The 13,127-nt window shown below is 31.2% G+C and carries 11 protein-coding genes and 1 tRNA gene; 6 read left to right on the forward strand and 6 right to left on the reverse strand.

The features are described 5' to 3' along the window. Positions 1-3: 3 nt before the first annotated feature. Complete coding sequence (gene rpsO / locus ABD940_RS16855; RefSeq protein ID WP_034704056.1) at positions 4-273, reverse strand: 30S ribosomal protein S15; 270 nt, start codon at positions 271-273, stop codon at positions 4-6. A 172-nt stretch (positions 274-445) separates the two neighbouring features. Between rpsO and ABD940_RS16860 the strand changes: the two genes are divergently transcribed. The 3 genes from ABD940_RS16860 to ABD940_RS16870 all read left to right on the forward strand — a co-directional run bounded on the left by ABD940_RS16860 (position 446) and on the right by ABD940_RS16870 (position 3,447). Then, positions 446-997 carry a pyruvate decarboxylase gene (locus ABD940_RS16860; protein ID WP_345206620.1) on the forward strand — a complete coding sequence of 184 codons (552 nt, stop codon included), beginning with the start codon at positions 446-448 and terminating at the stop codon, positions 995-997. A 364-nt stretch (positions 998-1,361) separates the two neighbouring features. Then, positions 1,362-2,684 carry a magnesium transporter gene (mgtE, locus tag ABD940_RS16865; RefSeq protein WP_345206622.1) on the forward strand — a complete coding sequence of 441 codons (1,323 nt, stop codon included), beginning with the start codon at positions 1,362-1,364 and terminating at the stop codon, positions 2,682-2,684. A gap of 25 nt (positions 2,685-2,709) precedes the next feature. Further along, a complete protein-coding gene (locus ABD940_RS16870; protein ID WP_345206623.1) occupies positions 2,710-3,447 on the forward strand; it encodes an ABC transporter substrate-binding protein in 738 nt (245 codons plus the stop codon). 165 nt (positions 3,448-3,612) lie between these two features. Here ABD940_RS16870 and ABD940_RS16875 read toward each other — a convergent pair whose 3' ends face one another. Then, complete coding sequence (locus ABD940_RS16875) at positions 3,613-4,062, reverse strand: GAF domain-containing protein (protein WP_345206624.1); 450 nt, start codon at positions 4,060-4,062, stop codon at positions 3,613-3,615. A gap of 13 nt (positions 4,063-4,075) precedes the next feature. After that, on the reverse strand, positions 4,076-5,503 hold the full coding sequence (locus ABD940_RS16880; protein WP_345206625.1) for a TonB-dependent receptor: 1,428 nt from the start codon (positions 5,501-5,503) through the stop codon (positions 4,076-4,078). A 54-nt stretch (positions 5,504-5,557) separates the two neighbouring features. Here ABD940_RS16880 and ABD940_RS16885 point away from each other — a divergent pair, with 54 nt between their 5' ends. The 3 genes from ABD940_RS16885 (at position 5,558) to ABD940_RS16895 (ending at position 7,326) form a co-directional block, all read left to right on the forward strand. Next, on the forward strand, positions 5,558-6,325 hold the full coding sequence (locus tag ABD940_RS16885; protein ID WP_345206626.1) for an MBL fold metallo-hydrolase: 768 nt from the start codon (positions 5,558-5,560) through the stop codon (positions 6,323-6,325). Between the two features lie 80 nt (positions 6,326-6,405). Continuing rightward, positions 6,406-6,485: transfer RNA gene (locus ABD940_RS16890), tRNA-Leu, on the forward strand. 517 nt (positions 6,486-7,002) lie between these two features. Further along, positions 7,003-7,326, forward strand: a complete 324-nt coding sequence (locus ABD940_RS16895; RefSeq protein WP_345206627.1) for a DUF3892 domain-containing protein — start codon at positions 7,003-7,005, stop codon at positions 7,324-7,326. 164 nt (positions 7,327-7,490) lie between these two features. On the opposite strand, the gene ABD940_RS16900 is transcribed toward ABD940_RS16895, so the two are convergent. From ABD940_RS16900 to ABD940_RS16910, 3 genes are all read right to left on the reverse strand, one after another. Continuing rightward, positions 7,491-8,069: a hypothetical protein gene (locus ABD940_RS16900; RefSeq protein WP_345206629.1), complete on the reverse strand. Its 579-nt coding sequence runs from the start codon at positions 8,067-8,069 to the stop codon at positions 7,491-7,493. A gap of 215 nt (positions 8,070-8,284) precedes the next feature. Next, positions 8,285-12,595, reverse strand: a complete 4,311-nt coding sequence (locus ABD940_RS16905; protein WP_345206631.1) for a hypothetical protein — start codon at positions 12,593-12,595, stop codon at positions 8,285-8,287. Between the two features lie 3 nt (positions 12,596-12,598). After that, entirely contained in the window at positions 12,599-12,997 is a 399-nt protein-coding gene (locus ABD940_RS16910; protein WP_345206633.1) for a hypothetical protein, read from the reverse strand. Between the last annotated feature and the right edge of the window lie 130 nt (positions 12,998-13,127).

Below are 13,127 nucleotides of genomic sequence, written 5' to 3' on the forward strand. Positions count from 1 at the left end.
AGATTATTTTCTTAAACCTAGTTCAGCGATGATAGCTCTGTATCTTGTAATATCTTTTTTCTTAAGATAATCCAATAAGCTTTTTCTTTTACCTACCAATTTCACCAAAGATCTTTCAGTATTGAAGTCATGACGATTAGCCTTCAAGTGCTGAGATAAGTGGTTGATTCTGAAAGTGAAAAGAGCTACTTGTCCTTCAGCGCTTCCTGTGTCTTGTGCAGATTTACCGTGCTTTGCGAAAATTTCTGCTTTTTTTTCTGTTGTTAAGTACATTCCAATATTGTTTAATGATTATTATGTAACGGGTGCAAAATTACGACTATTTTTTGATTCCACAAACATTATTGATTCCATAAATCAATTTTAATAGAAAAAAATGTTAAATATTTCTTAAAAAAATTATGCTATCCCACTAAAAGGCAGTAATTTTGCATACGAATTAGTGATGAGAAAAATTATAACTTTTACAGCCCTTACTGCTATTCTTTTCGTAAGTATTTCTTCTTTAAAAGCACAGAAAAATACAGGAGATAAGATAAAAAAAGTCCTGTACTTCAATCCCGAAGTAGATCCCGATATTGAGGAAATCAAGGAGCCCACCAATACAGCTTTCTTTAGCGCAGTTTCTGATAATTTAAGTGAAAGAAAAAATAAAATGCTGAAAACAGAAACCCAGATTTCTTTTGATAGCATTGAAAAACAAACAATTGTAGATTATTGTGTTAATAACGATGCAGATTTTGCCATTGTTCCAAGGGTAAAATATTTTAAGGTCGGAATCGGGAAATATGTTTTTTCCAATCAGGTTATTGTAAGCATGAAACTTTTCGATGCAGAAGGAAATCTTCTTACAGAAACCGATTACGATACTTATAAAAAGAATATGCGATTATTAGGCTCTACCGTAAACTCTGTAAAAATCGGAACAAACGGGGCCATAAAAGGAATTCTAAAACAACTAAGAAAAATCAAGCCATCTTCAGAAGCCGGATTTTAATAACAGTTCAATGTTCTAGTTTTAATTAAATACACAAAAAACTTCCTTACCCTTCATCAACACTGCATAAATTCATTATTCAGATATTACTTTTTTCTTAAGCTTTTACAAAAACGCTATGCATTACACTGAATTTCATCAATTTAAATTCATTAAATAGTGAATAATATAAATTATTTTTATTAATTTAGTTGAAAACAATTCATCCCAAACTATCTCAATTGAAATTTCTTCGACACTCGCAGTTTTTGTGAGTGTCTTTTTTTAATTTAAAATTAAGAGTTTAATAAATTCTTAAATTTTGTCGATCATTGGTCAATCTTAAAAATTTGGGTTATTTTTGCAATACTTAAAAAATGACGTTTTGAATTCTAGAGACGAACTTATCTTCAACCCTGCCGACATTGCCGAAACTCTTAGCGAACTTCACGCTGACGAGAGGCTTTTGGCATTTTTGAAAGTCCCGAAAGAATACAAAGCAGAAGTTTTTTCTCATCTTGACCCTGATTTTCAAGAAGAAACGATCAGAAGTATCGGAAGTGATGAAGTTTCCGAAATCCTGAATGCGATGACTCCGGATGACAGGACTTCCTTATTTGAAGACTTTCCGGATGAACTCATCAAATATTCTATCAATCATCTGAATCCGCAGGAAAGAAGAATTGCCCTGAAATTATTAGGCTACAATTCTGATTCTATTGCGCGACTGATGACTCCTTATTATATACAGATCCGTAAAGAATGGACGGTAAAAAGATGTCTTCAACAGATCAAAAAAGTCGGAAGTAAGGTAGAAACGATGAATTATCTTTACGTTGTGGACGAAAGAAACCGATTAATCGATGATATTGCTTTAGGAAGTTTATTATTGGTTGAAGAAGACACGTTGATTTCAGATATAACTGATAATCATTTCGTTGCCATTACAACAATAACATCAAAAGAAGATGCTGTACAATATTTTGAAAAATATGACAGAGCTGCTCTTCCGATCATCACAGAAGCCGGAGTTTTGGTAGGAATTGTTACCATTGATGATATTTTAGATCAAATTGAATCACAGAATACCGAAGACATTCAGAAATTCGGTGGACTTGAAGCGTTGGATCTTCCTTACACTCAAACTTCGCTGATTGAGATGGTAAAAAAAAGAGGAATGTGGCTGATTATACTTTTCTTCTCCGAAATGCTGACCGCTTCTGCAATGGGCTTTTTTGAAGATGAAATTCAGAAAGCTGTTGTTTTGGCATTATTTGTCCCATTGATTATTTCCAGTGGAGGAAATTCCGGATCACAAGCTGCTACATTGATAATCAGAGCAATGGCACTTCAGGAAATTGGCTTAAAAGACTGGTGGTACGTCATGAGAAAAGAAATTTTCACAGGATTATTACTTGGTGGGATTTTAGGAATTATTGGATTCTTAAGAATTATGATTTGGCATAAAGCAGGTTTCTTCGATTACGGAATTCACTGGGCTTATGTAGGTCTCAGTGTTGGCGTTTCATTAGTAATGATCGTACTTTGGGGAACATTATCCGGTTCGATGGTTCCTTTTATTCTTAAAAGATTAAAACTCGATCCGGCAACATCTTCTGCTCCGTTTGTAGCAACTTTGGTGGACGTAACCGGACTTATTATCTATTTTTCCGTAGCAGGACTTTTCTTAACGGGTAAACTTTTGTAATTTAGGCAAGATCTAAAATATTACTATGAAAGTTGTTTCTTTGGTTCCCTCGATTACTGAGGCTTTATTTGATTTGGGTTTAACAGAAAAAGAAGTTATCGGAAGGACAAAATTCTGTATTCATCCTGCAGAAAAAGTAAAAAATGTCACCATTATCGGCGGAACTAAAAATATTAATATCGATAAAATTAAAGCATTGCAACCTGATTTAATTCTTGCCAACAAAGAAGAAAACATCAAAGAACAAGTTGAAGCTTTAATGAATGATTTTAAAGTAATTGTTTCCAACGTTGAAAATATTGAGGACAATTATTATCTCCTTAAAAATCTTGGAAAAATCTTTAATAAAGAAGATCGTGCACAATTATTTAATCTGAAAATTTACGATGTTCTCAATCAAGCTAAAATTAATTCAAAAATAAAAGTAGCTTACCTCATCTGGAAAAACCCTTATATGACAGTAGGTTCAGATACTTTTATTCATAAAATTCTGGGTGAAATTGGTTTTGAAAATATATTTAAAGACCAAAAACGTTATCCTGAAATTCAGACTGAAGATTTGGCTGAAGCTGATATTATTATGCTTTCTTCTGAGCCTTTTCCTTTTAAAGAAAAACATATTGAAGAATTGAAGGAATTCTATCCTGACAAAAAAATAATGATCGTAGATGGAGAAGCTTTTTCCTGGTACGGAACGCATATCGCGAAATGCGAAAATTATTTCAAGGAATTAATTTCTAAAGTTGAATCGATTAAAATTTGATTGCTTTTAATTAAAAAAACTCTGATTCAAATGAACCGGAGTCTATATTTTAAACCACAAAAGCCTCAAAAATGAAGAAGAATAAAATCTAAAATTTTGTTCCTCAATAATGACACTCTTGATAAACTATTTACTTTTGTGACTTTTGTGGTTAGAAATTCTTACTTATAAAATTTTTGAAACCTCGTTACAAAGCCATTCCAACAATTCTTTGTCTTCGGCTGTAAAAGGATCAATCGTGTGAGAATCAATATCGATCTGACCAACATTTTCCCCGTCTTTGAAAATCGGAACTACAATTTCTGCTTTTGTATCGATTGAACAGCTTAAATAATTATCCTGCTGATGAACATCAGGAACTACAAATGTTTCATTCGAAACAGCAACCTGACCGCAAATTCCTTTTCCATAAGGAATAATATCGTGATCTGTCGGTGCTCCAACGTATGGTCCCAATTTCAACTCGTCTTTATCTCCATTTTTAAAATAGAAACCCGTCCAGTTGAAATAAGAAATTTCCTGATCTAGAAGATGACACACTTTTTCAAGTTTTTCTTCTGTATTATGTTTAGGACTTTCAAGGATAGACGAAAGTCTTTTCTTTAATTCTGACATTTTAATATATGTTTTAAGAGAATTGTTTAAGCGAAAGTTCTTCTTTATAACCGAACATTCCACGTTCTTTTATCATTTCCGCAACACCTTCCGGAAGCTGGTTTTCCCAACCTTTGATATTGCAACCTATCTTTTTCAAAATATCTCTTGAATAAATTTCCAAAAACTCCGGATTGTAATTTGTAATATCTACAATACGATCATTATGTTTGAAATATTTATACAATTCTTTTAAGTTTTCTTCAACTTTTAAAGTATCAGAATTCAGTAATTCATGAGTTTCAGGATCTTTGTAAGGGTAAAGATAAACTCTCATTCCGTTTCTGAAGAATTTCCCAAAAGCTTCCAAAATTCCTCCTGAAAGATCTTTATAATATTTCTCATCGAAAACCATCAACAGGTTATTCACTCCCATTGCAACACCAATATTTCCGCTTGTGTATGACGCAAAATAATCGATCAAACGATAATATTCTGAGTAATTTGAAACGATAACGGTATAACCTAATTTAGCAAGAACATCTACCCTATCAAGGAAATCTCTTTCGTCAATATCTCCGTCTGCACGAAGGTTTGAAATGGTAATTTCGATCAAAACTTCCGTATCATCCTGAATACAAGCAGAATCTTTAAGGAACATATCCATACCATTTTTCAGCATATCGATGTTCACTTTCGTTACAGGTCTGAAACTTCCTCTTACCGCAAAAATATTTTTCTTGTACAAAATATCTGCAGGGAGCATATTGTTTCCTTCTGAATTAAAAATCACAGCATCTGTCATTCCGTGTTTTACCAACTGTAAAGACATCAATCTGTTATCTACGTACTCGAATGCCGGTCCACTGAAATCGATCATATCAATTTCAAGATTGTCTTTTGCAACATCGTCGTATAAAGATTCAACTAAATTTCTTGGATTATCGTAATAATGGAATGCACCGAAAATAAGGTTTACTCCAAGATTCCCTAAAGTTTCCTGTTGTAAAGTAGCATCATTTTCTTTGAATTTTACGTGAATTACAATTTCATTATAATCCTCATTTTCTTTCACCTGAAAACGAATTCCTACCCATCCGTGACCTTTTACAGTTTTATCAAAATTGATTGTGGTAACGGTGTTCGCGTAAGAAAAAAACTTTCTGTTTGGGTTGTTTTCTCGGGAAATCCTTTCTTCGATCAAAGCAACTTCATATCGAAGCATTTTTCGAAGTCTGTTTTGGGTAACGTATCTGTTTTTTACCTCTTTTCCGTAGATCGCATCACTAAAATCTTTGTCGTAAGCAGACATTGCCTTAGCAATTGTACCCGAAGCTCCCCCTGCTCTAAAAAAGTGTCGAACAGTCTCCTGCCCTGCTCCAATTTCTGCGAAAGTACCATAAATAGTAGGATCTAGATTAATTGTTAATGCTTTTTGTTTAGGAGTTAGTTTCTGATACATTAGGACATTAAATTTTTCGTAAATTTACCAAAATTAAACCAACCTCAAAAGAAAATGAAGTTGAAATTTTTAGGAACGGGAACTTCCCAAGGTGTACCCGTGATTGGTTGCACTTGTGAAGTGTGTACTTCGAGTAATCCAAAAGACAGTCGTCTGAGATCTTCTGTGATAGTGACTACCGATGAAAACAAAAAAATCCTTATCGATTGTGGACCAGATTTCAGGCAGCAAATGCTTGTAAATAAAGAACATAATGTAGATATTGCACTTCTTACCCACGAACACAACGATCATGTGATCGGGCTAGATGATATGCGTCCGTTGATCTTTAAAAGTGGAAAAAATATTCCCCTTTACTGTTATAAAAGAGTCGCCGATGAAGTTAAAAACCGTTTTCCATATGCATTTGCAGATATAAAATATCCGGGAGCTCCGGCTTTTGATCTTCATGAAATTAAAAATAAACCTTTCACCGTTTTAAATACCGAAATCATTCCGATCGAAGTGATTCATTTTAAAATTACAGCTTTTGGATATAAATTTAAAAACCTTGCCTATATTACAGATGCAGGATTTATTTCAGAAACTGAAAAAGAGAAATTACAAAATCTTGATGTCTTAATTTTAAACTGCATCAGAAAGTTTGATCCGCATCCGGCACATTTTATCCTTCCAGATGTGATTAAGTTATTTGAAGAACTAAAACCTAAAAAATTATTTTTGACTCATATCAGTCATCATTTAGGTCTGCATGATATTGAAGATAAACAACTTCCATCCGGAATGCACCTTGCCTACGACGGTTTGGAGATAAATTTTTAAAAAATTTTCTTTAAAAAACTTTGGAGTATTAAGAAATGTTCATATATTTGCACACCAATTAGAAACAAGGTAACACACTTGCCCAGGTGGCGGAATTGGTAGACGCGCTGGTCTCAAACACCAGTTCTTAGGAGTACCGGTTCGATCCCGGTCCTGGGTACTAAAAGCCTCTGAAATCATTTGATTTTCAGAGGTTTTTGATTTTTAGGGTGGTCAAAAAGGTGGCTAATTTTATTATTTAACCTTAGGAACCTTTTGTTAAATTATATCTTCGAGTTACTAACTATTAATACTATATATAAGTCTATAGTATTTTATAAATTTTATGTCTTCCGTATGAACTTACTCTTATGTTTTAAACTTTTGCCACATGAAAATAATAAAAATATTATTTTATGAGATTTTTTAAGTCTATTCTAAAGTTATTCCTATATTAATTGCAAGCTTGTCCGTAAGCCCAATTTAATCTTAAAGAACCATTCATAAAAAGGAAAAAGCCAAAATGGCAGATTTTCAATTAACAGTATGCCAAAAATTCCTCTATAATAATTTCATAGTTAACACCTATATTAATGTGAATTTTGATGTTTTTTAAAACTTTTTTTGTTTTTTGTTCTAAACAAATATATTTTAGGTTTGAGATTTGTTATTACTGAAGTAATAAAAAAATAAATATCATGGCACAATATGCTATATCCGGTGTCTGGAAGGATACTAACGGAGTAATTACAGATTATGCGGTTCACCTTTTAACTGAGCGCAATACACCAAATACATTCGATGTTGCTAAAGCTGAAAAATATTCCAAAGCTGAAGCTATTAGGTTAGTAAACAATCATTATGTGCGAACGGCAATTTGGGATTATAATAGAAAATTGTGGAGCTTAGGCGCAGAAGTAAGTGTAGTTGATAACTATTTAAGAAGTGATGCTGATTCAACTGTTAGAGATAATCTTGAGAATCTTTTAAATTATTGGAATATTACAATTGGCTGTAATTAGAATGAATGTTTTTTTGAAATTAATTAGAAAATAATAGGAATTTGTCTCACAACTAAATGATGGGGTTGGGAATCCTCTATTTAAAAACCAATCTCTGAGGGAGGGGATCAATAAAATTAACAAAAGAGTCCGTGCTCACTAGTTGTGAGACGGGCTCTTTTTATTTATGAATAAAGTTGCTCAATTTCATCCGCTTTTTGATTGAAATGCTCTTCTATTCTATTTTCAAAAGATCTGTTAAAGTCAGTAATATATTGATTATTATTTTCAATGAGGTAATTTGTAAAAATCATTTTTTTATTAGCCTCTTCTATTATTAATTTCTTGTCCAACATTTTGGACTGTATATCAATAGTTATCTTATCATTAACTGGCTGATATACATTACTATCCATATTAGAACTAAATCTAATTGCTTGTGGCGAATAATTAAATAATTCTGAATTACCTGTTGTTGTTGCTTCTACAGTTACAATAAATACATCTACAGTTTGCCCCTGAAAAGGGTTTTGAAAACTCGGAGAAACTTGAATAGTTTCTGATCTATGATTTACGATCTTAAAATCACTAATTGTTACTTCTTGCCACAATAGTTTTCGCTTTACATTTTCAAGCTTTAATTCTCTATTTTGAGGAGTATTTATTTCTGAATGTTTAATGCTATTTATTTCTTGTTTCAGAAGATCATATAAATATCCTGGTAATTCGAAATTGATTGTTGGTAATGTTGTTCTGTCTTTCATGGTTTAATATATTTTATATTGCTATTATAGGAATCAATTAATTTATTCAATCTAAAGAAATTAGGACGTTAAAATCAATACATATGTTTTTCATATCGTTTTTTTTTGAGATTTAATATTTATAAATCACCAAATATTTTCTTAATTTAAAAAAAAAATAATCATTAAATAATTCACCGAATTTCTATTTCAAAATTGGTTAACATAAGTTATTATCATATAGTCTTATACAGAATCAAATTCTCTCTGATATAATAAGCCTTCGATGAACCAGATAAAATCATTATATCTAAAAACTCTAAAAAATCAGTCAATATTTTTTTGTTTTCTTTAACTAATTTGAATTTTTCTTTAAATACTTTCATTATTAACTTTTCGCCATAGTAATAGTTATCACCGTCTACCATGCTTACATTATTATCCTTCATATGTTTAACCAAAACAGCGATTCCTTGAGGCATCAAACTTTGAAAACCAATTCCTGATAATAATTGTAATAAAGCATCAACATGGGCATAATTTAACTTATCAAGCATATTAAAATATTTCTGTGAAATCTCATTCGGTTTTAATATTGTCCAATTATCTGCTTCTGTTTTCCACCATTTACTGTAGAATAAAAATTCCTGTAATAAAAAATGCTTTGAATCCTTTACCTGTAAAAATAATTTGTTCCAATAATTCCAAAAATTTTCTTTCATTGAAATATCTTCCGAATGCCTGTCTATTTTGAAATACAGGTCTTCGATTATTTTTTTTATAAATTCAATTCTTTTATATCCTATTTCTTTTGGATTAAGTTCAATGAGATTTTGAAAGAAATTTTCATTCTTTTGAGTAAAATTATATAATAGATAAGTTATTAAAGAATGCCTTATGGTGACCTCTATTTCATAGTAATGTTCGGAAGAATATTCCCGATTTTCAGATGTATAAGATTCATATTGTGCATCAAACATAGACTTAATAAAGTCATATGAAAAATCATAATCCTTGTCCACTGGAAAAATTCCCAACACTTTTTCCAGCTCAAAATAAGAATATTTAGTGTAAGATAAATTTACAAGCTCATAAGGTGCTTTATTATTGTCAACAAAATTCAAGATGGTATTTTCTTCATTTTGTATCAACTGTAGCTGCTCTTCCGAATAATGAGCCCCCTTCCTGTATTTCTTGAAAAATTCAGCATAAAGAATAATAGCAATAAAACAATTATAAGCAAATTGATAATCATTTTCCCAAACATACTTTTTGAAAGAATGGTAAAATTCTTTCATGTGATGTTCTTCCTTAATATGAAGATCTCTGAGAAAAAGAAATATCATTAATTCTACCTTTTCTAATTGCTCTTCTGTTAATCTTTTTTTATGTAGTATTAGTTTTGGCAGTGAACTATACACCGAGTCATAATCATAAACACTCACTTTAGGCATTAAACTTTCAAAACTAAAATCATTTTGGTTCTTTTTATTATTATAAAAATCCTCTGCCATTTTTAAGATAGTTTCTACACAAAAATTAAACTCTTCATCATTTAACTGATCGCAAAATAAATCCAAGCCTAAAGAGACTAATGTACCTAATGGAAAAACATTTATCTTGAAATATTCAATATCTGCATAATGATGATTTTCATTTTGATAATAATTAAGGGATTCCTGCCAAAACTCGTACGTTTTATTGTTCTCTTCAAGATTTTTGTACGTTTGAGAAATCCACAAATGATACTTGGAAGCTTCATCATAATTTTTTTGATCTTCCTCATTTTTCTTCATTTCCTTTTCCAAGGAAGTATCTGATGTATAATTTGGTCCAATTTGTATAACTTTTTGTCCTTCGTATTCTACCTGTTCTATGATTTGTTTTCTGATATCGATTTCCGCTAATAACTTTAACAAATAGAAATCTTCCTCGGTATTGCTTGCTTCAAGATAATCAATCATTTCAAAGAGCTTCCCGTTAAAATTACCATATAAAATCTGATATTGCAGTAAAAACCCTGTCAGTCCTTTATGATATTTTTGTCTGTGTTCCCAGTTCAATGCATCCAAACGCTCTCTATCACATAATTCACCAATAGCATCACCAATACCAAAACCATAGAAAGAATTTTTTGAATAGTCATTTAACCATCTATTTCTATCCCAGTCAAAAAATAACTTATCTGATAATAACGGTAAAAATTTATCCCCCACTTTTTTAGGATATGCCATTGTGATACTCGCCAATACGGATAGAAGAATGACGTTGTCAGAATTTTTATATATCTTGTCAAAGAATGTCTGTGAAATTGTATTGACATTCTCTGATTCTATCTTTCCTAAATCGTACAAATATTTTTCCAAAGACACTACGACCGACTGCAACAAATAAGGAACCGTTATTTGTCCGCCACGATTGATAGACCATAAATAATTTGAACCTTTAATCTGATATTTTTCATCTTCATATAATATTTCAATGTCTGTAATATCATCCGAAGTGGTCATAAATCTGCTTTCCTTCAAAAAATCTGATGCAGTATATTTGCCGGAACAATAGTTTGTAAAATCTATTATAAAGTTTAAAGCTTTCCAAGGATGAGAATGAAGCAGTTTTAAAATAAAAGTTTGGTAGGCACTATGAGGACAATATTTAAAATCATAGCTGTTGATTAATCCAAAATGAAAATTCACATCTGTACCGCTATAATCTTCATCTTGCTCTTTCTTCCAGACAGACTCGGCTAAAACTATGAGCTCTTCAGGAAAAAATTTTGGCAATGTTCCCGAATAAAAATAAGACAAGGCATATTTTATTTCGCTACGATTGTCATATAATTCCCCCTCTTTAGCTTCTTTTATAAGACTTTCCAGCATAGTTCTTACTTCATCCGGAATATATTCACCCAAACGATACAATAGCTTTGTTGAGCTGTTTCTTAAGGAGCTTATATTTCCAATATTGAGTTCTTCATCGCTTTTATTATCATTTTCTAAAATGTCATAGAGTAATAATCCTACCAATCTTGCAGTTACTTTGTTTTCTTTAGCTGAATTGAGTACTATTTCCCAATCAAGCAACAGCCGGACAATTTGAATATGTATGGAGATTAGATTTTTACGTTGCTTATATAAAAAACTGATAACAATGTCCCAACCAATATTGTTAGGAACCTGATTAGAGTCTTTACCACTTATTTTTAAAAGATGTATAAATCTTAAAAGAAGTTCACAATTATTTTCTAATAATTTCTGTTCATTTTCATTAAAATATTTTAAACAAAGGTCTGATTTAATTATTGCGGTTAAAATCTCATCTTTCCAATAACTTTCGACTTGTAAAGAATTTGTCGTGTCGATAATGAAATCATAAATCCAGCTGGAAGATTCCTCAATTTTAGATTCTGTCCATAATCTAAAGCCTCTTCTGATTGCTGGTTCGTTACTTAATTTTGTATAAAAATCTGTAACATCTTTACTATCCAGATATAAATTATCTATATATTTTATGAGTCCCCAATCCTCGAAAATATCGTGGGATGGAGCATATAATTGATTCTCCTCATATAAAACACCATCAGATTTGAGTGCTGTTACACTGTCTAAATCAAACTCATTGACAGAAGTAAGTAATGTGAGGTTTTTAGCTCTTTTTACAGCCACATCTATAAACGCCCTACACCTTTTCTCTTCACTCTTCCCTCCAACAATGTTTTTCCAAAGCTTATTTTTAAATTCTATCCTCCCTATTTTAGAAAAGTCATTATCCGATAATGAGATTAGCTTATTGGCTAGCGATAGATATTTAGGAATCCGCAATAGCTCATTGAGATTTACATTTTCAACAATAGATTTTAATGCCGGAATATTATCAATAAAATATTGCAATTCCTGGTCTGTAAGCTTCGGAACCTCTATTGTATAAGAATTATGTAATTGCTCTACTTCAAAATAATTTAATTTTAATATTTCTAAAGCATAGCTTCTGCAGGATACCATTAATTTGATATCCGGATTTTCTTTTAAGATGTAAAGTAGCTCTCTGAATGCCTCGCCATCTCCTTCCATTAGTTTCTCAAAACTATCGACATAAATTAGTTTATTAGGAAATTCAGGAAACTCATTAAAGACATCCTCAAGACTTAAATCAATATTACAATCTTTTAATGTATTGAGGAGAGAACTTTTCAATAACTGATCAGCAGCAAAAGAAATAATGCAAGTATTATTCAAAGATTCTAAGATATGCTTTGCATATGCAGACTTACCAGAACCTGCTTCTCCGTCTATAAAAACAAATTGCTGCCTACTTATAATATCATTTAGGGGCAAATCCGTTAAATTTCTTTCAAGGGAAACTCCTGCAATATCTGGCTGAATTTTATTGAGAACATTTTTAGTCTGTTTTACTATGCTCTTTATTTTTACACTCTTATCATCCGGATTAAAAATGATTTTAACGATAAAATTATTATCCCCATTTATAAAATCTCCACCATTTGTATGAATGGTGGAGTCACTTATAATATTCTTTTGTATATCCACTTACTAAGAAATTTGATTACTATCTCCGTTTATGAAATTTCCACCACCCGTATTTACATTTCCTGTAATCACATTTTTACTGTTGGTGATTGTATTTTCAACTTTTGGAAGTTTTTCTAAAATTTCTGTTAAATTATTTTCAAATTCGGGATTGTCCTCAATGGAATTTTCGATTATAGCTTTAATAGCATTTTGCTTTTCTTTGTTGTCAGGTTCATTGATTAATTCTTTCAATGCATTTTTAGGTTCATCATTCTTGAAGAATAAAGATTTTAACCACTTAATGCTACCCTCAGTAAGTTTTTCACTACTTGTATCTACAATTTTTTCTGCTCCTTTTTTTGCGAGTTCTATTAAAAAAGGATATAAGACGGCAATAGTTGTTGCTGTTAGTAATGGCATAATAATATATTTTAAATGTGTTCAAAATCTCAAAAACTTTCTCCTATAAAATAAGGCAATAATTATATGAATCATAAAGATACAAAATTAAATTACGGTTCCTATGACAGAGGTGAAAAATTGATATATT

This window comes from Chryseobacterium ginsengisoli (genome assembly GCF_039542325.1).
Taxonomy (GTDB): domain Bacteria; phylum Bacteroidota; class Bacteroidia; order Flavobacteriales; family Weeksellaceae; genus Chryseobacterium; species Chryseobacterium ginsengisoli.

What these genes read in the sequence shown, in the direction of transcription:
- ABD940_RS16910 (WP_345206633.1), bottom strand. Translation starts at nt 12,997, where the DNA reads ATGCCATTACTAACAGCAACAACTATTGCCGTCTTATATCCTTTTTTA.
- ABD940_RS16880 (WP_345206625.1), bottom strand. Translation starts at nt 5,503, where the DNA reads ATGTATCAGAAACTAACTCCTAAACAAAAAGCATTAACAATTAATCTA.
- ABD940_RS16885 (WP_345206626.1), top strand. Translation starts at nt 5,558, where the DNA reads ATGAAGTTGAAATTTTTAGGAACGGGAACTTCCCAAGGTGTACCCGTG.
- ABD940_RS16875 (WP_345206624.1), bottom strand. Translation starts at nt 4,062, where the DNA reads ATGTCAGAATTAAAGAAAAGACTTTCGTCTATCCTTGAAAGTCCTAAA.
- ABD940_RS16900 (WP_345206629.1), bottom strand. Translation starts at nt 8,069, where the DNA reads ATGAAAGACAGAACAACATTACCAACAATCAATTTCGAATTACCAGGA.
- ABD940_RS16895 (WP_345206627.1), top strand. Translation starts at nt 7,003, where the DNA reads ATGGCACAATATGCTATATCCGGTGTCTGGAAGGATACTAACGGAGTA.
- ABD940_RS16870 (WP_345206623.1), top strand. Translation starts at nt 2,710, where the DNA reads ATGAAAGTTGTTTCTTTGGTTCCCTCGATTACTGAGGCTTTATTTGAT.
- ABD940_RS16860 (WP_345206620.1), top strand. Translation starts at nt 446, where the DNA reads ATGAGAAAAATTATAACTTTTACAGCCCTTACTGCTATTCTTTTCGTA.
- rpsO (WP_034704056.1), bottom strand. Translation starts at nt 273, where the DNA reads ATGTACTTAACAACAGAAAAAAAAGCAGAAATTTTCGCAAAGCACGGT.